We start from the raw sequence: 20901 nt of genomic DNA, 5'->3' as shown, positions 1-20901 counted from the left end.
TTTTAAAGTTCACCGTCCCCGTCAAGGTTTTTGAGTACTCTCAAAACACCGTTTTCAAAGTCCGCCTTTGCAATACCAATAAACTTGTTTTCCGCCGAATATATTCTCACAAGCTCCTGTCCGTCAAATCCTGCAAGCTCTGAAAGCCGGAGCTTTACTCCGTTTTTATACATTTTTGTTTTCATGGCATTCAGTCTGAGTGCCGGATAATCCTCAAAAAGCTTTTCAGTACTTTTCAGTATCTCCCTGACACGGTTTTCATCTGCAAGCTTCTGGATTTCCTCCAGAGTATAGCAGTCTTCCAAAGTAAAACCGCATGCGGCAGTCCGGACAAGACTTGTCATCACAGCTCCGCAGCCCAGTTCCTGTCCCATATCATGAATAAGAGTTCTGATATAAGTACCCTTTGAGCAGGCAACGGCAATTCTCCCCTCTCCGGACTTTTCATCAAACTCACGTATTTCAAATGTATCAACAGTTATCTCCCGTGGAGTTCTCTCGACTTCGATACCCTTCCTTGCAAGCTCGTAAAGCCGCTTTCCTCCCACAGAAACCGCAGAGTACATAGGCGGAATCTGACTTATATTTCCCCGGAAAAGCTTTGCCACCCTTTCAATACTTTCAGTATCTGCACACACCGTTTTTTCCTCAAGGATTTTTCCGGTTATATCCTGAGTATCAGTAACGATGCCCAGCCTGAATCCTGCAAGGTAGCTTTTGTCAGTATCGTTTAAAATACTTACCGCCTTTGTGGCACTCCCGGCAAAAACCGGCAGTACACCCGTTGCCATGGGGTCTAACGTTCCCGAATGGCCCAGTCTTTTCATTTTAAGAATACCCCGAAGCTTTGCAATAACGTCAAAGGATGTAAAGCCCTCCGGCTTGTTTACACAGATAATTCCGTTTAGCATGTTTTAAGTCCTTCAGCAACAGCCGCAACAATTTTTTTCTTTACCTCGTCAAGGGTACCATGAAGAAGACAGCCAGCTGCCTTTATGTGACCGCCTCCGCCCAGAGATGCGCATATATCTGATACATTAACATCATTTGCCGACCTCATTGAGATCTTATAGCTGTTCTCATCCTTTTGCTTTATAGTAACGCCGACTTCAACTCCCTCAACCTGAAGAGGAATTCCCGCCATACCCTCAAGTTCAGCGGATTCAACGCCCATTTCATTCAGGATATCGCTTGTAATACATATCATAGTGCATTTATCATCCAGATAGTATTCCATAATATCAGTAACGGCACGTTCAATTTTAAGTCTTCCCCGGCTTTTGACATCAAACATGTCACGGTTTATTTTAGCGAAGTTTACCGGACAGTTTCTCTTAAGCTCTGCTACTATTTCATGGCATCTTGCCGTTGTATTTTCATATTTGAAGCAGCCGGTATCCGTAGCGATTCCGGTATAAATACACCTTGTTATTTCCTCGGTAAGAGGAATATCCAGTATCTTTATAAGCTCATAAACCACCTCGCATGCGGCAGATGCGTCGGGGCATACCAGAGTTTTTTTGGCATAACCTGTATTTGAAATATGATGGTCTATGCAAAGATCAACTTTATCTCCGTAAATTTCCTTATATTTTCCCAGAAGCTTTATGTCAGCAACATCTGACGCTATAATAAATTTCGGTTCAAACTCCTCGTCCCTGTATTCCGTACGCATAAATGCATAACGCTTTGGTATTTCATCAGAGCATATTACTCTTGCTCTTTTGCCCATATATTCCAGTATATGGTAAAGAGCAGTTCCCGAACCTGTACAGTCTCCGTCCGGACTCTGATGAATGAGTATATAAGCGTCTTCACAATTTTTCAGTATCTGAGCAGCTTCATTAAAATCAATTTTCATTATTCTTCTCCGGCATCAAGCCGGAACGTCACTTCCTCCCGGCTCAAAGCTCTCTCAATTTTTCATTTATTTCAGCACTGCGGGCAATTGAATCGTCAGCTATAAATTTAAGCTCCGGGCATTTTCTCATTGGAAGCCTGTGAAAAAGCTCCCTTTTTATAAATCCTGACGCACTGGTCAGTCCCTCAACCGATTCCCTTGCCTTTTCAATGCCTTCAAAACAGGAAACATAAACCTTGCAGTGTGAAAGATCGTTTGAAAGATCCACTCTTACAACTGTGATAAACTCAGCAATTCTCGGATCTTTAAGTTCTCTGAAAATTGCTGTAAGCTCTCTTTTTATGTCCTCCCCCATTCTTCCAACCTTAAAACTTGACATATAAATCTCCATTCTGCCGCAAATCGGCAACAGATAATATATATTTTAAGCATTTGCTTTATAAATAAATATTATTCCCGGAAATCAGCTGTTAATCACGGTATTCTTCCATAATAAAGCCTTCAAAAACGTCGCCTTCCTTGATATCGGCAAACTTTTCAAGACCGATTCCGCATTCAAATCCCTTTGCAACTTCCTTTGCATCGTCTTTGAATCTCTTGAGAGAAGATATTTTGTCTTCAGCTACTACAATACCGTCACGGACAACTCTGATTTCACAGTTTCTTGTAATTTTACCGTCTGTGATATATGAACCTGCAACCGCACCAACGCTTGAAATCTTATAAACCTGTCTTACCTCTGCCTTGCCGAGAATTACTTCTCTGAATTTCGGTGCAAGCATACCCTTCATAGCAGTTGTGATTTCCTCAATTGCATCATAAATAATTCTGTAAAGTCTTATTTCAACTCCGTCACGCTTGGCACTTTCTTCAGCAACAGGGTCAGGACGAACGTTAAAGCCTACGATTATAGCGTTTGAAGCGGACGCCAGCATAACGTCACCTTCAGAAACAGCACCAACACCGCCGTGAATTACCTTTACTCTTACTTCTTCGTTTGAAAGCTTTTCGAGGGACTGCTTTACAGCCTCCACAGAGCCCTGAACGTCCGCCTTAACGATAATCGGAAGTTCCTTTACTTCGCCCTGGGCTATCTGGCTGAACAGATTGTCTAAAGTAACCTTCTGAACGGAATTGAACTGTTCAAGCTTTGCCTCATGCTTTCTCTGTTCAACAAGTTCCTTTGCAAGCTTTTCGTCTTCAACAGCGTTGAAAGTATCTCCGGCACTGGGGACTTCTGCAAGACCGGTTATCTCCACAGGAACAGACGGACCTGCACTGTTAATTTTATTTCCGTTATAGTCTGTCATTACACGGACTCTTCCCACAGAAGTTCCGGCAATAATAACATCACCTGTTTTAAGTGTTCCGTTCTGAACCAGCAGTGTTGCTACCGGACCTCTTCCCTTGTCAAGTCTTGCTTCAATAACAGCACCCTTTGCAAGTCTGTCAGGATTAGCCTTAAGCTCCTTCATTTCTGCAATAAGCAGAACATCTTCAAGCAGTTCGTCGATGCCCTCGCCTGTTTTAGCGGATACCGGAACGCACATAACATCTCCGCCCCATTCTTCCGGAACAAGACCATGTTCTGTAAGTCCCTGCTTTACCTTTTCAATATTTGCGCCTTCTTTGTCCATCTTGTTTACTGCAACGATTATTGAAACATTTGCCGCCTTTGCATGGTTTATGGATTCAACCGTCTGAGGCATTATACCGTCGTCAGCGGCAACTACAAGTATTGCAATATCTGTAATGTCAGCTCCTCTTGCTCTCATTGCAGTAAATGCTTCGTGTCCCGGAGTATCGAGGAAAGTTATAGTCTTGTCGCCTGCCTTTACCTGATATGCACCGATATGCTGAGTAATACCGCCGGCTTCTGACGCAGTTACATTTGCATGTCTGATTCTGTCAAGGAGTGAAGTTTTACCATGGTCAACGTGACCCATAACAACAACTACAGGACTTCTTTCCTCAGTGTTTGCACTGTCGTCCTCGCTGTCATCAATAAGACGCTCCTCAATTGTAACGATAACTTCCTTTTCAACCTTAGCACCCATTTCGTCTGCGACCAGAGCAGCAGTATCAAAATCGATCACTTCGTTGATTGATGCCATAACGCCCAGACCCATAAGCTTCTTTATAACGTCTGTAGCTGTTGCCTTAAGTCTTGCAGCAAGCTCGCCTACAGTGATTTCATCAGGAATCAGAACCTTAAGCTGCTGTTTTCTTGCTCTTTCAAGCTCAAGACGACGAAGCTTTTCAGATTCGGTTTCTCTTTTACTTGAGAACTTATTTTTATTTCTCTGTGCAGATTTCTGATTTATTTTCTGTTTTCTTGTATAATTATCCTTATGCTTGTTTGCAGGAGCTATCTGTTCATATCTTTCATTATATTTATCCAGATTAACGTATGAACCTCTTGTATCAACAGTTCTTCTGCTGCTTTCAGTAGTAGTTTCAAAGGTCATTGACATTGAAGTTCCAAGCTTCTGCTTTTCACCATGTTTCTGAGCCTTCGGCGGCTGTTTCTTTTCCTTTTCCTTCTTTACAGGGGCAGGCTCAGGCTTTTTGAATCTGTCGTTTTTCTGAGACTTTGAAGCATCTGACCTGACAGGCTGTTCCTGAGCCTTTGGCTTTGTCTGTTCCTGAGCAGTTTTTTCAGGCTTTTTAGCTTCAGCAGTCTTATTTTCAGCTGTTTTCTTTTCCAAGTTTTTTTTCTCTTCCGTTTTTTTATTTTCAGATTTTTTCTCTGCCGGTTTCTTTACAGTTTTTTCAGCAGCCGGTGCTTCCTTTGCACTCTTTGTCTTAGAAGCATTTTTTTCCTTTTTAACAGGCTTCTTCACCTGTTCATCCTGAGGCACTTCTTCCTTTTCTTCCTGAACCGGCTTGTTTTTTGACTCAAAGTATGAATCAAAGCTTTCAACCTGATTATTCTGTGAATAATGTTCCAGTATATAATTCATTTCATCCGACGTAAGAGCTGTTGTATTCTTTCTTTTTGTACCGTCATATTTTTCCAACAGGTCAATAAGCTCCTGATTATCCAGTTTAAGGTCTTTCGCAGCCTCGGCCAGCTTTGTCTTTTTCGTCATAGGCGAAACCTCCAGTTTAAATTATTTTTTCCAATCTATATAAGCGCAAGTTTTTTAAGACAATGCCGCACAAAAAATCTGTGCAGTATCGATAATTTTTACCGTAATGTCTTAAGAGCTTACTGTTGTTTCTTTTTAGCCTTTTTCATCAAAGGATCATTAGCAAGCTCCTTAAATCGTTTTGCAAAACCGAAATCACTTATAGCAGCAACAACAACTTCTTTTCCAAGAATGCCGTATAAATCAGCGGAGTCGATTCCCAGTTCAAGTACATCAACCTTTGAATTGCCGCAGAAGAATTTTACTTCCTTAAGTGTTTTCTGGGAAATATCATCCGTTGTCAGAACGCATGAAACGTTTCCTTCATAAACGGCTTCTTTAACAGCATCAAATCCGGAAATCATTTTTCCCGATTTGCGGCATATAGTAAGCAAATTAATTATTTTCTGCTGAGAGTTCATGTTCCATCACCTCATATACACTTTCTTCTATTTTACATGACAGACTTTTCTCAAACCGTCTTGCCTTTCTTGCCTTTTCAAAGCATTCTGCACTCCGGCATATATAAGCTCCCCGTCCGGATTTTTTTCCTGTAAAGTCAAGGGAAATTTCCCCTTCAGGAGATTTAACAACCCTTATCATTTCCTTTTTGGGCTTCATTTCACCGCAGCCCAGACACATTCTAAGCGGTATTTTTCTGGTTTTCATAAGCAGCCACCACAATAATTACTCTTCCGGCAAAGGTTCAGCCATATTTTCAGCCTGTTCCAAAGCAGCTTCCAAAGCCGTTTCATCCGGAATTTCCGGAGCATTTTCAGGCTGAGCCTTGATATCCGTTTCAGGTTTTATATCAATTTTATATCCTGTAAGCTTTGCTGCAAGCTTTGCATTCTGTCCTCTGTTGCCGATTGCAAGTGACAGCTGATCTCCCGGCACTGTTACAGAGCATTCCTTAAGCTCTCCTTCCGCAACATTCACGCTTAACACCTTAGCCGGTGCCAGAGCTCTTGCAATAAATTCTGCCGGATCTTCGCTGTACTTTATAATATCAATCTTTTCGCCGTTCAGTTCATCAACCACCGCCTGGATTCTGGTTCTCTTAGGACCGATACATGCGCCCACAGCGTCAACATTTTCATCTCCTGAGCATACAGCAATTTTAGTTCTTGAACCTGCTTCTCTTGAAATAGCCTTTATTTCAACTACTCCGTCATATATTTCAGGTACTTCAAGCTCGAAAAGTCTTTTTACAAGATCTCTGTGAGCTCTGGAAATTTTTATAATCGGTTTCTTTGCCTTGTTTGCAATTCCTGTCACATAAACCTTTATCTTGTCGCCCTCTTTAAAACGTTCGCCGGGGATCTGTTCATTTCTGAAAAGATAAAGTTCTGTCTTGTCATAAATTACTGTCACAGTACCGCTTCCCGGTTCAACCTGAGAAACCGTAGCTGTAATGCATTCGTTTTCCTTGTCCTGAAACTGATTAAGTATATTTTCACGGTTTATCTCTCTTAAATCTCCCTTAATGGACTGCTTTGCCGACTGTGCAGCAGCTCTGCCGAACTTTGCAGCGTCCAGAGGATAATCAACAGTACCGCCCACATAAGCTCCCGGATCAATAGTTCTTGCCTCGTCAATATTTATTTCATTATAATCTATAGGCTCATCATCTACAACTGTTTTAATAAGAAACATATCAAATTTCTGAGTTTCCGGATCAATTTCAACACGGAAATTATCTTCACAGTCAGGATATGCCTTTTTTATTGCCTTAATCAGTGCAGACTTGACCTTTTCAACTATTGTATCAGTATCCACGCTGTTTTCGCTTCCAAGAAGAGACAATGCCTCAAAAAAACCTTTATTCATTTCCGATTATTCCTCCATTAATTTATAAAAATTCATTAAAGTCATCATAAAGCCTTATATTCGCAATATCTGCCAGAGGAATTTCTCTGACATTTCCCCCGTCTCCGGCAGAATTTACCGGAAAACTCAAAGTTACAGAATCCTTTGTAAAACCTGAAAGTTCCGCTGTAAATTCCTTTATTCCCTCCAGCGGTCTTATCATTTTAACATGAACGACGCTTCCGGTACATGCCCTGAAATGGGATTCTCTCAGAAGCTCCCTTTCAATTCCCGCAGATCCGACTTCCAAAAAATACCCCTGTGAAATAGGATCCTTTTCATCAAGAATATCACTTAACGGTCTTGTTACAGCTTCACAGTCATCAATATTGATTCCGTCCTCCTTGTCGATAAAAACCCTGAGATACCACGAAGCGCCTTCTTTTTCAAAGCGGACGTCCCATATATCCACACCGTTTTCCTCTGCAATAGGCTTTGCAAGCTCATAAACAAGCTGTTCTGTTGCACCGAATTTTTTTATTTTCATAAGTCTATCTCCCATATACATAAGAAAGACCGGAAATTTCCGGTCTTTAGCTTACTTTATACATACTACTTTGTATTATAGCACATTCCTTACAGAAAATCAAGGGATTTAACGAATTTTTTCCTTTATTTATTTAACTTTTCTGAAAAGAAAGCCTCTGTCAGTTATAATTTTTTATTTCCTTATCGATAGTATCCTTCCATTTGTCACGCAGTTCTTCCCATGATGACGGTGAGCCCTCGTACTCTGATATAAGCGCATCACTTAAATTGTTGATTACACCTCTTGTGCTGTAATCATATGTTTCTGAATACATGCGTGTACCCATACCGCAGCCGTAGTCAAACACAGGAGTTATATTTTCAGGATTTAAAAGCTCCTGCCAGAAATCATACTGTTCTTCAGTAATATATTTTCCCTTGTCATCTCCATAGTCAGCCTCAGGAACAAGAGCCTTTTCCTTTGCAGCCGCCTTATACTTTTCTTCAGTACGGGCAACCTTTTCGCAGGTTATATATTCTGCTACAGCCTTACCCTTGTCAGAATTTGCAGCAAGCATTTTTGCACTGATATCGGCAGTCAGGTAATACTTATCAGAATCAGGCATTTTCGGGAACGGAACAAAGAAAATATCTTCATCTTCATTTTTAGCATTTGACTGTGCAAGATTTTCCAGAGTCATTCCATAGAAAAGAGTTGAACCGTCGTCCGGGAAATATCCGTTCCATGAAGCATTATAAAGGCCTTCTTTACCGATTTCCTCCAGAACATTTTCAGCCTTTTCAATTTCAGTGCTCATAATATTACTGGTAAATGTCTTGCCGTCATAAGCTACAAAAGGCTGTCCTGAGGACTGAACAACAGGACTGCCTATCCAGCCAGTGCATCCGTATCTGTCATCACCGTTTTCGGTAAACTTTTTCATCATTGATACAAAAGCATCCCAGTTCCATTCGCCCTTTTTATAAAGTTCATAAGGATCGTCAAGATCTTCATCTTTCATCATTTTTCTGCTGTAAATCAGGCATACCGGATCATCCACACCAACCGGCACTATATAATGCTTATCCTGATAAGCCATACTGTCAGCAAGCTCTTTTGTATCCGCCCACAGCTCGTCATTTAAATCTATGTAATCATCCAGAGGCTGATACTGGTCAGCTATTCCCCCCGGAAAAGCTGCCGGTTCATAATCTATCATATCCACAGGTTCTCCCCCTAAGATCCTGTTTGCAAGATCGTCATATTTTGTTTCAGGGGTAGTAGGAACCCATTCTATTTTTCCGCCGTAAACATCTTCAAAAAGTGTAAGAGCTATACTTCTGTCCTCATTTCCGTAAGGATTAAGGTCATAATCACTGAGCCAGTAAATAGTCTGTCCGCTTACATCGCTGTCTTCCGCAGATTCTTCCTGTGTCTGAGCCTCACTGCTTTCAGAAGATTCGCTTTCAGAATTTGAACTGCTGTCACCGTTACAAGCCGTAAAGGCAGTCATGAGCATTGTCATTGCGGCAAGGACAGTCAGAAATCTTTTTAATTTCATTTTATTCTCCTTTTTGCCGTGTGAATTTAACACGTCTTTTGCTTTCTTTTTATTTTATTATATATAAATTTGAGTTTCATGTCAAGAAATTTATTATTTTACGTCATTAAAAATAAAAAGAGCATTATTTTTTATAATTTTTTGTTGTCTTTTAATGCATAAAGGACGCCCTGCGAATAAGGGCGTCCCATTCTTTTACATATGCACACTTTTGCCGTGTTTATCAGTGGCAAGCCTCACATTCGCCAATTTCTCCTACTATCGGAGCCGGGTCAATACCTTGTCTTGTATAATAATCGGAAAGTGCTGATTTGATTGCCTGTTCCGCCAGCACAGAACAATGAAGCTTTACAGCCGGAAGTCCGTCAAGGGCTTCAACGACCGCCTTGTTTGTAAGCTTTAAAGCATCCTCAATAGGTTTGCCCTTTATAAGCTCTGTTGCCATTGAAGATGTTGCAACTGCCGCACCGCAGCCGAAAGTCTTGAACTTTACATCAGAAATAATTCCGTTGTCGACCTTTATATACATTTTCATTATATCTCCGCATTTTGCGTTTCCTACTTCGCCGACGCCGTCTGCATCTTCAATTTCTCCCACATTTCTTGGGTTTGAAAAATGATCCAGTACCTTTTCACTGTACAGCATTTTTTATTCCTCCTGTTTTGCATTTTTTATAGGCTCTGTCGCCGGGAAATATTCTGCTGCTGTCGCCGCAGACAGAAATTAAAATATCCGATTCAAAGCCGCAATTTATTTTATTTACCTCCACAAGAGAGGTAGTGATTTTCACTATTACCCCTTCGAGCTTTTCCTTTGTATCAACAGGACTGCATATAGCAATTTTATCATTAACACTGAAAAAACCACGTTTGACTCTTCCGTAAATAACCGTTCCCAGACCGTTCATAGTAAACGAATCCCTTATTTCAAATATAGACTTATCCTCATCCTTCCAGAAGTCATTCGGATCTTCAAAAGATCTGTTTCCTGAAAGCTCCCATGAATCAATAACATAGGTTCTGCGAGCAGGTTTCTTTCTGAAAATTCTGTCCCGGAGCTTTTTTAGAATCAAGCCTTTTCGCTGTCCTCTTTGCAAATTCTTTCCCAGAGAGGAGACATGTCACGAAGTCTTTTTACAACCTTCGGAACAACCTCAAGGATATAATCCACATCTTCTTCTGTGGTCTCATCGCCGATCGAAAGGCGGAGTGAGCCATGAGCCACCTCATGCTTTAAACCCAGTGCCAGAAGAACATGTGAAGGATCAAGAGAACCTGACGTACATGCAGATCCTGATGAAGCACAGATACCGTTTAAGTCCAGCATAAGCAGAAGGCTTTCGCCCTCAACTCCTTCAATTGAAATATTGACAGTTCCCGGAAGTCTTTTAACAGGGTCCCCGTTCAAACGGGTGCGGGGCAGTTTTAAAATTCCGTCTATAAGCTTATCACGCAGCTTTGCGGTTTTTGCTGCCCTTTCTTCTATATCGGTATTTGCAATTTCCATAGCCTTTGCAAGACCGGCAATTGCAGGAAGATTTTCAGTTCCGGCACGTCTGTTTCTCTCCTGAGCGCCGCCGTAAATAAGATTTGTAATCGGTATTCCTTTTTTTACATAAAGGAATCCAACACCCTTCTGAGCATGAATTTTATGTCCCGAGACAGACATCATGTCGATTCCCTGAGCATGTACGTCTATTTTAACATGTCCCACAGCCTGAACTGCGTCGGTATGGAAAATAACATTTTTTTCATGGCAGACCGCTGCAATTTCTTCAACAGGCTGAATAGTACCGATTTCATTGTTTGCGTACATTATAGTAACCAGAGCGGTATCCTCACGGATAGCATTTTTTACATCTTCCGCCTTTACAATACCGTTTTCATAAACCGGAAGATAAGTCACCTCAAAGCCCAGTTTTTCCAATGCCTGACATGTATGCAGCACTGCATGATGTTCAAAGGCTGAAGTTATAATATGTTTTTTACCCTTTGCCGCAAGTCTTTCGCACACTGAACGGATTGCCCAGTTATCAGCTTCAGAACCGCAGCTTGTAAAGTATATTTCAGAAGGCTCTGCGCCGATTGTTCCTGCGATAGTTTCTCTTGCTGTTTCAAGAGCCTTTTTAGCGCTTCTGCCCAGAGCATAAATACTTGAAGCGTTTCCGTATTCCTCTGTAAAATACGGCATCATAGCGTCCAGTACCGGCTTTGAAACTTTTGTTGTAGCGGCATTATCCGCATACACGAATCTTTTTTCCATTTAAATCGCTCCCTTTTATGCGTTAAGATCACGCTGAATAACTGCCAGCTGATCGCATCTTTCATTTTCGGGATGTCCGGCATGTCCCTTTACCCAGACAAATGTAACCTTATGTTTTTCCAGAAGCGGCAGCAGCTTTTTCCACAGATCAACATTAAGTGCCGGTTTTTTGTCGGATTTTATCCAGCCCTTTTTCTGCCAGCCGTAAACCCATCCCTTTGTAATACTGTCCACCACATACTTACTGTCGGTTGTAAGCGTTACCTCGCATGGTTCCTTAAGAGCCGAAAGTCCCGTTATTACTCCCATAAGCTCCATGCGGTTGTTTGTGGTTTCATGCTCACCGCCGGAAAGTTCCTTTACATGTTCTCCGAACCGGAGAATTACACCAAATCCCCCCGGACCCGGATTACCGCTGCATGCCCCGTCTGTGAATATTTCAACTTTTTTTATTACAGCCACCACGTTTCTGTATTATTGTTCCGTCGATTTTATATTGTCTGATCCAGCGGAGCAATATTTTTATTTAGAGTGCCATTTTGCTCGCCGCTTGTGCGGCAACCGCAAATAAAAGCAAATAGATTTCAGCAAGGTTTACTTGTCGCATCTATATTTTTTGTCTGTTATTTGTACATTATACCCCTTTTTTCAGATTTTAGCAAATTTGTTAGCTCATGATAACATTTTATACTAATCCCTCATCGTTCTGATGAAAAGATTGTCTGACAACGTTTCGTCAATCAAGGCGACCGACCGTAGGCTTGCTGGCGCCAGTCAAGGGAGGACAACGCAGAGTGACGGAATGATAGCGGACAAGATTTCCGTTAGGTTGATGGGGGATTAGTATTACTAAACGTAAAACAAAAAAATTTGAAATATGGGACACCCTGCAAGTGAGAGTGTCCCATAATTTTACTTAAGATCAGTTTTTTGTCTGATTATTGAGTTTTAATAATTATCTGTATAATGATATATCTTTGTGCAATACTTCTTGCAATTGCTGCCGCATCTCTGATATTAACAACACCGTCCATGTTATAGTCAGCACAATCCGGAAGCTGTGAGCCTTCACCCTTTGAAATTTTATTTGCAATAACAGCGGCATCACGAATGTTTACTACTCCGTTTCCGTCAGCATCTCCGCATACTCCGCTGGAAAACATCTTTTTCTCCAGAACCTCAACCGCACAGATTATATACTTGTCTTCAAAAAGTGCCAGAACCGTTGTATTACCCTTTCCCACGGCTTCGATATTGCCGTTTGAATCAACAGTTACGACCTTGCTATTAGCAGATACCCATTTTACTTCGCCGTCGTATCCCTGCACTCTCAGACGCAGTTTATCGCCTACATACATTGTGATTTTTTTCTTTTCAGATGATTCTGAACTTGTTTGTGTAGTATTTGTAGTTGTAGTTTCTGCGGACGTATAAGTTATTTCAGTTGATATATTTGTTTCAGAAGAAGCCGGAACCGTTTCTGCAGCTGACGTTGTATCAGTAGTTTCAGACTGAGAAGTTTCAGTTGTTATATCCGTATCTGAAGTTACAGAAGTTTCAGTTGATACTAAAGAAACTGCGTATGTATCAGATGTTGATGTAAGATCAGCAGAAACTGTTGTTGCAGCAGATGAAACCTCAGTACTGGTTTCCGGAGGCAGAGTAACTGTAGTTGCAGTTGTAACTTTTTCATTGCTTACATTAACATTACAAATCAGTACTTTATATCCGATAACAGCGTAAATCACAGCTGTTCCTTCACTGACAGCAGTAACACAACCATCTTTTACAGTTGCAATATCTGTATTATCAGATATCCATTTTATTTCTTCTGAATAATCATCCACTGTAAGTGTTTTGCTTTCGCCGACAATTAAATCAAGTTCAGTTTCTGAGAGCTGTTCCGTTTTCGGGACTGTAATAGTACCTCCGGAAATACCAGCTGTGTTGGTTACATCTCTGTCTACAGTTGCAATAGTATCAATTCTTACAAAATCTATATTATAAACTGTTCCCGGTTTGGCGTCCTCAGGAATAGTAAAGTCAATTGCTGCAACATGTCCGTCTGCAATAGCAAGGGTACTGTAAGCACAGACTGACAGAAAACCGTCATAGATATCAGTCACAACTCTTGAACCGTATGCATCTGTTCCCTCAGCATTTGAACATAAAAGATTTTTGTCATTCCAGCCCAGAATAACATCCATTGATTCCAGATTATCTTCAGATACAGCACTAAGATATACTCTTACTGTATCACCCGGCATACCTTCCGCATCAGTAATACTTAATTGTTCAGTTCCGGAAGATGAACGGTTAATAGGTGTATAAACCAGACTTTCCTCCGCACTCACATATGTGTTTTCAAAATTATTGTTTACTTCCGAAAAAACCGCACCTGTTAAAAAAATTGCTGCCGCTGTTATTCCGGAAAAAAATCTTTTTACCAGCTTCATAAGCAGTCTCCCCTTTTATATTCCATTTGTTATATTTTAACACTAAATCATAATATTGTCAACAGGGTTTGCTTTTTCTTTTATTATAAAAAAATTTCCTGTGTACTTTCAGAAGTTCTTTAGATAAAGTTTACAAAAGTACTTGAAATTATGCCGGTTAAATGGTATCATAAAAACAGCTTTATGCTTACGAAAAAAATGTTAAGGAGAAATTTAAATGAAATACGGCTACTTTGACCTTGAAAACAAAGAATATGTTATAACAAGGCCGGATACTCCGGCTTCCTGGGTAAACTATCTGGGTTCTCCGGAATACGGTGCTATCATATCAAACAATGCCGCCGGATACAGCTTTGTAAAATCCGGTGCAAACGGAAGAATAACCCGTTACCGCTTTAATTCTATGATGGCTCTTCCGGGACGCTACATATATATAAGGGACAATCAGCTCAATGATTACTGGTCAGCTTCATGGCAGCCTGTAGGCAAACCTCTTGATACTTACAAAAGCGAATGCCGTCACGGTACAGCTTATACTGTCATAGGCTCTGAGTATGAAAAAATTGCCGCAGAAACAACCTATTATGTACCCGAAAGCAAAACCTATGAAGTATGGCGCTGTAAAATTACAAATAATGATACAAAATCAAGAAAGCTTTCAGTTTTCGGTTTTGTTGAATTTACAAATGAAGATAATTATGAACAGGATCAGGTAAATTTACAGTATTCTCAGTTTATTTCAAAAACATGTTTTGAAGAAAATAAAATTATTCAGCGTATCAGCGAAAACAGTGAAAAAGATCACCGTGAAAGATTTTTCGGTATGACAGGGGCTGATGTAACGGCAGCCTGCGGAAGTCTTGAAAAGTTTATCGGACCATACAGAACCTACTCAAATCCTCAGGCTGTTGAAAACGGAAAGCTTGACAATTCCATGAATTACAATGCCAATTCATGCGGAGCATTGCAGTCGGACATCACCCTTGAACCGGGTCAGACTGCGGAGCTTATTTACATTCTAGGTGCTAAGGACAGTGAAGAAGCGTCAGCAATTATTAACGAATACAAACAGCCGGACAGAGTAAACAAGGATATTGCAGAGCTTAAAAATCACTGGCACTCCACTCTTGACCGTTTTCAGGTCAATACTCCCAGTGAAGAATTCAACAACATGGTAAACGTATGGAATGCATTCCAGTGTTTTATAACATTTATCTGGTCCAGGGCGGCTTCCTTTGTTTACTGCGGACTGCGAAACGGCTACGGCTATCGTGACACAGTTCAGGATATTCAGGGTATTATCCATCTCGACCCTGAAATGGCTGCGGATAAAATCAGATTTATGCTGTCTGCACAGGTTGACAACGGCGGAGGTCTGCCGCTGGTTAAATTCAATCACAATGCCGGACATGAAAATACTCCTGACGACCCCGAATATGTCAAGGAAACAGGTCACCCGTCATACCGTGCAGATGACGCTTTGTGGCTGTTCCCGACAATCGTAAAGTATCTGGGAGAAAGCGGAAACAAGGCGTTTTTAGATGAGGTTATCGTTTATGCAAACGGCGGCGAAGCAACCGTTTACGAACATCTGAAAAATGCAATCAGATTTTCTATGGAGCGTCTGGGCGCACATTCTATGCCTGCCGGTCTTCATGCCGACTGGAATGACTGTTTAAGACTGGGTGCAAAAGGCGAATCCACTTTTGTTGCTTTCCAGCTTTACTATGCCATGAACGTTATCAGGGAAATGGCTGAATTAAAAAATGACAGCGATTATATCAGCTATATTGACAGGGTACAGAAAGAACTGGCTGATGCTCTGGACAAGTGCTGGGACGAGGACAGATTTATAAGAGGTATCCGTGAAGACGGCGTTATAGTAGGTGCAAAGAATGATCCGGAAGCCAATATGTGGCTGAATCCTCAGAGCTGGAGCGTTATTTCAAGGTTTGCGTCAGATGAACAGGCGCAAAAGGCTCTTGACAGTGTACATGATATCCTCAATACTCCTTATGGTGCAAAGCTTCTGGATCCGCCTTATAAAAAGCATTATTTTGATGGTGCGCTTATGCATATTTTCAACGACGATACCAAGGAAAACGGCGGTATCTTCTCACAGTCCCAGGGCTGGCTTATTCTCGCTGAAGCACTTATGGGTCACGGTGACAGAGCTTTTGAATACTTCATGGAAACATCTCCTGCCGCTATGAATGACAAGGCAGAAATCAGAGTTATAGAGCCTTATGCTCACGGTCAGTTTACTGAAAGCAAGGCATCGCCTTTTGAGGGACGTTCCCATGTTCACTGGCTTACCGGTACGGCTTCTACCGTTATGGTAGGCTGCGTTGAGGGTATCTGCGGTATGAGACCTGACCTTGACGGACTTGCTGTTTCCCCGTCAATTCCGGCGGAGTGGGACGGATTTACTATTGAAAAATCTTTCAGAGGCTGTAAGCTTTCAATTGAAATCAAAAATCCGAACCATGTTCAGAGCGGAGTTTCAGAAATAATATTAAACGGCGAAAAGCTTGAGGGAAATTATATCCCTGCTGAGAAACTTGTAAAGGAAAACAAAATCACTGTTACTATGGGATAAAACAGTGTCTGTATTACAATATAAAATAAATACAATGGAACGCCCTGTACGAAAGAGCGTTCCATTTTTTTCAGGTTCGGTTACGTTTATGAAAAAGGCATTACGGAGATTTTTATATTAAATAAATAAAAAATGTCACCTGAATTTTAAAAATAGGGTGACAAATCCGTTTTTTTGTGATATAATAAAATAAACGCATTTATTTTATACTAAAAATGTAAAAAACCGGAGGTTAAAGATGGAACAGACAAAAACAAAAACAAATGCAAAATCAAGAACACTGGAAATAGTTCTTGTAGGACTGGCAGCCGCACTTATGTGTATTGCAGGTCCTTTTTCAATTCCAATTCCGTTCAGTCCTGTGCCGATATCCCTTACAAATCTTGCGATTTACATAGCGGCATTTATTCTTGAATGGAAGCTTTGCGGACTGAGTACAGTAATATACCTTCTGCTTGGCATGGTGGGACTGCCTGTATTTTCAGGCTTCACAGGAGGACTTTCAAAGCTTGCCGGTCCTACAGGCGGATATCTTATAGGATTTATTTTCACAGCACTTATCTGCGGATTTTTCTGCCATAAGTTCAATAAAATTTACATGTATGTCATCGGAATGGTTCTGGGACTTGCTGTTGCGTATATATTCGGAACAGCCTGGTTTATGATTCAGCAGGACACAGGACTTATTCCGTCGCTTACAATGTGCGTTATACCGTTTCTTCCGGGTGACGCTGTAAAAATAGTAATTGCGGCAATTCTCGGACCGATATTAAAAAAACAGGTAAGCAGAATAAAAGCATAATTTTGAAAAAGGGGACGCTTTGCAAGTGAAAGCGTCCCCTTATTTACTTTAAATTTAAATTTTTCTACAGTCTGACCGGAGAATTTAAAATCCTCCGGCATAAAATTATGTTTAAATTTCCGATGAATAAACAGTCATTGAAACGCCAGTATCATTTACCAGAATATCAGACGGCAGACGGCTCATTTTATATGTTACATAAATATCTCCTGCTGCTCCGGAAATATTTATTATTTGTATTACATATGCTATAAAGCTCCATGAGGATGGTACTGCAAACTGAAGTACCACTAAAACTATTCCCCAGACAACAATTGGTGCCAGAGCGATACAAATATAGCTTTTTTTATTGAAATATGCCGTACTTCCTGCATAGGCATAAAGTCCTGTAAAACCGTATTTTGGCTTTATACCGCTGAATTTTTTCATAAATATCCCATGGACAAGTTCATGAAGAATAAAGTAAACAACAATGCCGACAAGTAAAGTAATCAGCTTGAAGAAGCTGTTTTCAAAAAGATAGTCCATAATTACGAAGCGGGTATTTTCTGAAAGCAGCGGGATCAGTACCATTACGGCAGCAATAAGCATCGCCAGACCGTTTACCAGCAGTGCCGACTTTTTATTTTTCTGCAAATCAATTTTCAGTACTTCCCTGTAATCGTCAGGAAGCGAGGTGCGATTTTCCATATTTACTGCTCCTTAAAGTACTGTAAAGAATCTCTGATTTGCTTCAAAAGTTTCCTGAGGCTTTATTTCACGGTATCCTGTCATATCGGCAGGCATTTCAAGATTGGGAGCATCAATCATAGCGGTCATAGGTTCAGGGCAGAAATATCCGTTAAATCCCTTGTCATTCCAGATGATCCAGAACTTGTATTCGTCCGATACTTCATAGGCAATTTTCTTTCCGCTTTCAGTATCTTCTGCGATAACACCGTGGAAATCCTGACCGTTTAATTTTGTACAGCCTGTTACATACATTTCATTGTCAACGTTTTGCAGAACAGGTTTTCTTCCGCCGTTTATGTATTCAAGGTCAGTACCGCTGAGTTCAACAGGTTCACCGTCAGGCAGACAGCGGCTGTTTAGCAGACATCTTTTCAGTACCGGAACTGTAAGACGGATATTTTCTTCTTTTCCACCGTCAACAAAAGGAGAATTAATGGTAGTGTGAGTAGCAAAAGATACCGGCATCATTTTATCCGACAGGTTTGTAAGACGGATTTTATGTTCAAGTCCGCAGTCTGAAAGAGTAAATGTAAATTCAGCAAGAAATCTTACAGGGAAATATTTGAAAAACTCATCGTTTTCATCGTATCTGTATTTTGTTTTTACAACAGCACAGTTATCATCTGCATAGTGTTCAACCAGAGTATGTGCTCTCTTCTGCAAAAATCCGTGAATGTGATTGTTGTAAGGAGCTTTTTCATTTACCGGCAGCTGGTAAACTGCATCAGATGTTTTCAGAATTCCGTCAGCAAATCGGTTAGGTAAATAAAGTGACGGAAGTCCCCAGACCTCAGCAGACTGTTTTATAACTTCCGCTGGATTGTCTTTTTTAAAGCGGAAAAATTCGATTCCGTTTTTGTCATCATGAAGTCTTATAATGTTTGAGCCAAGTTCATAAGCTGCCATCGCAGTATAGCCTCCGGCAGAAAATTCAACAACCGGAGTTCCGTTAAAGTCAGTAATCTTTGTATAATTCATAATTAATTTTCCTCTCTTATCATATTCATGTAAATTTTATCATATTTTGCCTCATTTGTCCATAGCTTCACGCTTATGTCAATAAAGCTTGCACTTAAGGGTGATGCCAGCTGTATCCAGTACACGCTGACAGTTCTGGTTATCATGATAAGTATTAAAACGCTTGTTCAATGCACGGCGAAGCTCACGATAATCGTCCCTGTGGTTTATAATATTACGGATAAATATTTCAAATTCTTTTCCGTTTTTTATAATATCTCCCGGCATCAGATTTTCAGGATTTTCAGATATAAACCCTCTTTCGTCACGATATTTTTCCATATCAGAAACAACAAACCCCATAGGTTTGTCAAGGAGCATATAATCAAAATATACACTGGAATAATCTGTTATAAGACATTCAGAAAACTTTATCAGCTTATAAAAATCTATTCCCAGATATTCAAGATAATCAGTTGTTATAATTTTTATTCCGTCATACTTTTTGAACTTTTCACTGTTTAATGTTGAAAGAGGATGAGGTTTGATAAGCAGAATCCAATGACGTTCTTTACACATTCTGCTGATATTTTCAAGCTGTTCGTCTGAAAGCATATCAAGTTCACTGCCGTCATTTTCCCTGAATGTAGGAAGCCATAAAATAATTTTATCCCTGCGTCTTTCAAAACCAAAAAGCTGCCCCTTTATCTCCCTGCCTCTGACCGGAGGCATCTGCGTCATCATAATATCAGTTCTCGGCTGACCGCAGATAACAATACTGTCATCATCGCAGTTAAAGGATTTTTTCATGGTTTCACGAAAAAATTCCGAAGTACAAAGCAAATGAGTAAAGTAATTATAGTCAGTTTTTTCAAAGCCTTTAACCATATTTCCGATACGCTTTACAGGCATGCCATGCCAGAGATTAAACACTATCTGCCCCGGTGCCGGTTTCACCGGATATTTGCCAAAGCAGTAAAAGCAATATTTACTCTTAAAAAATCTCAGAAGACCTTTTTTATTATCTATAAATTCAACATTTTTGCTTACAACCTTATTATATTTTTCATAATCATTAAGGCTGACAACTATTTTATAGTCATTATTATAGTTGTTAGCAATCAGATAATCAAATAAAGCTTTAATGTTATCACGAAAGCCCAGATTTGAATAAATAAAAATCTGTTCAGGATCTTTTTTTATAATTCTGTTTACAGGATTTAAAATGCAAAAGACCTTTCTTGGAATCTTTTTTAATAATTTCATAATGCTCCGTTCCATTTTCTACATAAAATTTATTTTCTGAGAATTCCTGAATACATCTTCATTCTCAATCTGCCGGGCATCAAACCCATAAGAATATGACCGCAGCAGGAGAAAATAAAATCAACAAATGAGCAGTAATGCATTTTATACATAATGCTTCTGAATTTCAGTGCATGGGAAGTGTATTTCAGTCCCCCGCGCCGCATATACATGCTTTTTCCGCTTCTCATATAAAGCAAAGGCTTTTGAATATTATATCCCCTGCATCCGGAAGAAAGCATTCTTATCCACAGATAATAATCCTCAAAAAAAGGACAGTCCTGATATCCGCCTGCCATATAAACCTGATGTTTTCTGAAACAGGTACACGGATGATTAAAAGGATTTCTTCTCTTTGAATAGCTTTTTATTTCTTCATCCGTTTCCGGAAGAGTTTTAACACTTATTATATTATTCGTCGAATTTACAAATTCTTCAACCTCTGCGCTGACAATATCTGCACTATATTTTATAAATGCTTCCAGCTGATACTCCATTCTGTCAGGTCTTGCAATATCATCGCTGTCCATTCTTGCAATTATATCGTTTTTACAGTAGCCTATAGCATTATTAAGAGCCTTTCCCAGTCCCAGAGCCACGTCCGAATAAACTACATTCAGCACAGAATATTTAAGCTTCAGACGTTCTATTTCCCTGTAAAGCTCATCAGTCAGAACTCCGTCACAGTATAAAACAAAATCGTCCGGAGGAATTGTCTGATTCATCATACTGTCAACGCTCTCCCTCAGGTTCTGCGCTGATTCCTTCTTATAAACTGACATTAAAACTGAATACTTATTCATTATTCCTCCTTCCCCCCTACTTTTTTGAAAAAAGTAGGCAAAAACTTTCAGACGTGGCTTTCTTTTATTCGTTCCTTTAAATAAGGCTCGACA

At 40.3% G+C, this 20901-nt stretch carries 20 protein-coding genes; 2 read left to right on the top strand and 18 right to left on the bottom strand.

The window, feature by feature from the left end; translation table 11 throughout:
- Positions 1-2 precede the first annotated feature (2 nt).
- From truB to ACI4WO_RS05600, 14 genes are all read right to left on the bottom strand, one after another.
- Positions 3-911: a tRNA pseudouridine(55) synthase TruB gene (gene truB / locus ACI4WO_RS05665; RefSeq protein ID WP_439806591.1), complete on the bottom strand. Its 909-nt coding sequence runs from the start codon at positions 909-911 to the stop codon at positions 3-5.
- Complete coding sequence (locus ACI4WO_RS05660; protein ID WP_439806590.1) at positions 905-1861, bottom strand: DHH family phosphoesterase; 957 nt, start codon at positions 1859-1861, stop codon at positions 905-907. The genes truB and ACI4WO_RS05660 overlap by 7 nt, the downstream gene beginning before the upstream one ends.
- A 43-nt stretch (positions 1862-1904) precedes the next feature.
- Complete coding sequence (gene rbfA / locus ACI4WO_RS05655; protein WP_439806589.1) at positions 1905-2240, bottom strand: 30S ribosome-binding factor RbfA; 336 nt, start codon at positions 2238-2240, stop codon at positions 1905-1907.
- Between the two features lie 91 nt (positions 2241-2331).
- Positions 2332-4953 carry a translation initiation factor IF-2 gene (gene infB / locus ACI4WO_RS05650; RefSeq protein ID WP_439806588.1) on the bottom strand — a complete coding sequence of 874 codons (2622 nt, stop codon included), beginning with the start codon at positions 4951-4953 and terminating at the stop codon, positions 2332-2334.
- Positions 4954-5072: 119 nt separating this feature from the next.
- Positions 5073-5414, bottom strand: a complete 342-nt coding sequence (locus ACI4WO_RS05645; protein ID WP_439806587.1) for a L7Ae/L30e/S12e/Gadd45 family ribosomal protein — start codon at positions 5412-5414, stop codon at positions 5073-5075.
- Entirely contained in the window at positions 5389-5661 is a 273-nt protein-coding gene (gene rnpM, locus ACI4WO_RS05640; RefSeq protein ID WP_439806586.1) for an RNase P modulator RnpM, read from the bottom strand. Before rnpM ends, ACI4WO_RS05645 begins: the two co-directional genes overlap by 26 nt.
- A gap of 18 nt (positions 5662-5679) precedes the next feature.
- Positions 5680-6822, bottom strand: coding sequence for a transcription termination factor NusA (nusA, locus tag ACI4WO_RS05635; RefSeq protein ID WP_439806585.1), 1143 nt, complete (start codon positions 6820-6822; stop codon positions 5680-5682).
- Positions 6823-6844: 22 nt separating this feature from the next.
- On the bottom strand, positions 6845-7348 hold the full coding sequence (gene rimP / locus ACI4WO_RS05630; protein ID WP_439806584.1) for a ribosome maturation factor RimP: 504 nt from the start codon (positions 7346-7348) through the stop codon (positions 6845-6847).
- A gap of 160 nt (positions 7349-7508) precedes the next feature.
- Positions 7509-8891 (bottom strand): ABC transporter substrate-binding protein, encoded by a 1383-nt coding sequence (locus ACI4WO_RS05625; protein WP_439806583.1) that lies wholly within the window; start codon positions 8889-8891, stop codon positions 7509-7511.
- A 223-nt stretch (positions 8892-9114) separates the two neighbouring features.
- Positions 9115-9537: a Fe-S cluster assembly scaffold protein NifU gene (gene nifU / locus ACI4WO_RS05620; protein ID WP_439806582.1), complete on the bottom strand. Its 423-nt coding sequence runs from the start codon at positions 9535-9537 to the stop codon at positions 9115-9117.
- Positions 9524-9964, bottom strand: coding sequence for a hypothetical protein (locus ACI4WO_RS05615; protein WP_439806581.1), 441 nt, complete (start codon positions 9962-9964; stop codon positions 9524-9526). Before ACI4WO_RS05615 ends, nifU begins: the two co-directional genes overlap by 14 nt.
- Positions 9961-11154 carry a cysteine desulfurase NifS gene (gene nifS / locus ACI4WO_RS05610; protein WP_439806580.1) on the bottom strand — a complete coding sequence of 398 codons (1194 nt, stop codon included), beginning with the start codon at positions 11152-11154 and terminating at the stop codon, positions 9961-9963. The genes ACI4WO_RS05615 and nifS overlap by 4 nt, the downstream gene beginning before the upstream one ends.
- A gap of 15 nt (positions 11155-11169) precedes the next feature.
- A complete protein-coding gene (gene rnhA / locus ACI4WO_RS05605) occupies positions 11170-11607 on the bottom strand; it encodes a ribonuclease HI (RefSeq protein WP_439806608.1) in 438 nt (145 codons plus the stop codon).
- Between the two features lie 485 nt (positions 11608-12092).
- A complete protein-coding gene (locus ACI4WO_RS05600; RefSeq protein WP_439806579.1) occupies positions 12093-13610 on the bottom strand; it encodes a dockerin type I repeat-containing protein in 1518 nt (505 codons plus the stop codon).
- A gap of 217 nt (positions 13611-13827) precedes the next feature.
- On the opposite strand from ACI4WO_RS05600, the gene ACI4WO_RS05595 reads away from it, so the two are divergent.
- Both ACI4WO_RS05595 and ACI4WO_RS05590 read left to right on the top strand, forming a co-directional pair.
- Positions 13828-16209, top strand: a complete 2382-nt coding sequence (locus ACI4WO_RS05595) for a GH36-type glycosyl hydrolase domain-containing protein (protein WP_439806578.1) — start codon at positions 13828-13830, stop codon at positions 16207-16209.
- Between the two features lie 238 nt (positions 16210-16447).
- The gene (locus ACI4WO_RS05590) at positions 16448-17011 is read left to right on the top strand and encodes a biotin transporter BioY (protein WP_439806577.1); all 564 of its coding nucleotides are present in this window, start codon (positions 16448-16450) and stop codon (positions 17009-17011) included.
- A gap of 111 nt (positions 17012-17122) precedes the next feature.
- Here the strand turns inward: ACI4WO_RS05590 and ACI4WO_RS05585 are convergent, their stop codons facing one another.
- From ACI4WO_RS05585 to ACI4WO_RS05570, 4 genes are all read right to left on the bottom strand, one after another.
- Positions 17123-17701: a DUF3267 domain-containing protein gene (locus tag ACI4WO_RS05585; protein WP_439806576.1), complete on the bottom strand. Its 579-nt coding sequence runs from the start codon at positions 17699-17701 to the stop codon at positions 17123-17125.
- A 12-nt stretch (positions 17702-17713) separates the two neighbouring features.
- Positions 17714-18721, bottom strand: a complete 1008-nt coding sequence (locus ACI4WO_RS05580) for an aldose 1-epimerase (RefSeq protein ID WP_439806575.1) — start codon at positions 18719-18721, stop codon at positions 17714-17716.
- 78 nt (positions 18722-18799) lie between these two features.
- Entirely contained in the window at positions 18800-19966 is a 1167-nt protein-coding gene (locus ACI4WO_RS05575; protein WP_439806574.1) for a CDP-glycerol glycerophosphotransferase family protein, read from the bottom strand.
- Between the two features lie 29 nt (positions 19967-19995).
- The gene (locus ACI4WO_RS05570) at positions 19996-20808 is read right to left on the bottom strand and encodes a glycosyltransferase (protein WP_439806573.1); all 813 of its coding nucleotides are present in this window, start codon (positions 20806-20808) and stop codon (positions 19996-19998) included.
- Between the last annotated feature and the right edge of the window lie 93 nt (positions 20809-20901).

The organism is Porcipelethomonas sp. (genome assembly GCF_051893655.1).
Taxonomy (GTDB): domain Bacteria; phylum Bacillota; class Clostridia; order Oscillospirales; family Ruminococcaceae; genus Porcipelethomonas.
The sequence above is the reverse complement of the archived record's forward strand: the minus strand, read 5'-3'. Positions and strand labels throughout refer to the sequence as shown.

What these genes read in the sequence shown, in the direction of transcription:
- truB (WP_439806591.1), bottom strand. Translation starts at nt 911, where the DNA reads ATGCTAAACGGAATTATCTGTGTAAACAAGCCGGAGGGCTTTACATCC.
- ACI4WO_RS05660 (WP_439806590.1), bottom strand. Translation starts at nt 1,861, where the DNA reads ATGAAAATTGATTTTAATGAAGCTGCTCAGATACTGAAAAATTGTGAA.
- rbfA (WP_439806589.1), bottom strand. Translation starts at nt 2,240, where the DNA reads ATGTCAAGTTTTAAGGTTGGAAGAATGGGGGAGGACATAAAAAGAGAG.
- infB (WP_439806588.1), bottom strand. Translation starts at nt 4,953, where the DNA reads ATGACGAAAAAGACAAAGCTGGCCGAGGCTGCGAAAGACCTTAAACTG.
- ACI4WO_RS05645 (WP_439806587.1), bottom strand. Translation starts at nt 5,414, where the DNA reads ATGAACTCTCAGCAGAAAATAATTAATTTGCTTACTATATGCCGCAAA.
- rnpM (WP_439806586.1), bottom strand. Translation starts at nt 5,661, where the DNA reads ATGAAAACCAGAAAAATACCGCTTAGAATGTGTCTGGGCTGCGGTGAA.
- nusA (WP_439806585.1), bottom strand. Translation starts at nt 6,822, where the DNA reads ATGAATAAAGGTTTTTTTGAGGCATTGTCTCTTCTTGGAAGCGAAAAC.
- rimP (WP_439806584.1), bottom strand. Translation starts at nt 7,348, where the DNA reads ATGAAAATAAAAAAATTCGGTGCAACAGAACAGCTTGTTTATGAGCTT.
- ACI4WO_RS05625 (WP_439806583.1), bottom strand. Translation starts at nt 8,891, where the DNA reads ATGAAATTAAAAAGATTTCTGACTGTCCTTGCCGCAATGACAATGCTC.
- nifU (WP_439806582.1), bottom strand. Translation starts at nt 9,537, where the DNA reads ATGCTGTACAGTGAAAAGGTACTGGATCATTTTTCAAACCCAAGAAAT.
- nifS (WP_439806580.1), bottom strand. Translation starts at nt 11,154, where the DNA reads ATGGAAAAAAGATTCGTGTATGCGGATAATGCCGCTACAACAAAAGTT.
- ACI4WO_RS05600 (WP_439806579.1), bottom strand. Translation starts at nt 13,610, where the DNA reads ATGAAGCTGGTAAAAAGATTTTTTTCCGGAATAACAGCGGCAGCAATT.
- ACI4WO_RS05595 (WP_439806578.1), top strand. Translation starts at nt 13,828, where the DNA reads ATGAAATACGGCTACTTTGACCTTGAAAACAAAGAATATGTTATAACA.
- ACI4WO_RS05590 (WP_439806577.1), top strand. Translation starts at nt 16,448, where the DNA reads ATGGAACAGACAAAAACAAAAACAAATGCAAAATCAAGAACACTGGAA.
- ACI4WO_RS05585 (WP_439806576.1), bottom strand. Translation starts at nt 17,701, where the DNA reads ATGGAAAATCGCACCTCGCTTCCTGACGATTACAGGGAAGTACTGAAA.
- ACI4WO_RS05580 (WP_439806575.1), bottom strand. Translation starts at nt 18,721, where the DNA reads ATGAATTATACAAAGATTACTGACTTTAACGGAACTCCGGTTGTTGAA.
- ACI4WO_RS05575 (WP_439806574.1), bottom strand. Translation starts at nt 19,966, where the DNA reads ATGAAATTATTAAAAAAGATTCCAAGAAAGGTCTTTTGCATTTTAAAT.
- ACI4WO_RS05570 (WP_439806573.1), bottom strand. Translation starts at nt 20,808, where the DNA reads ATGAATAAGTATTCAGTTTTAATGTCAGTTTATAAGAAGGAATCAGCG.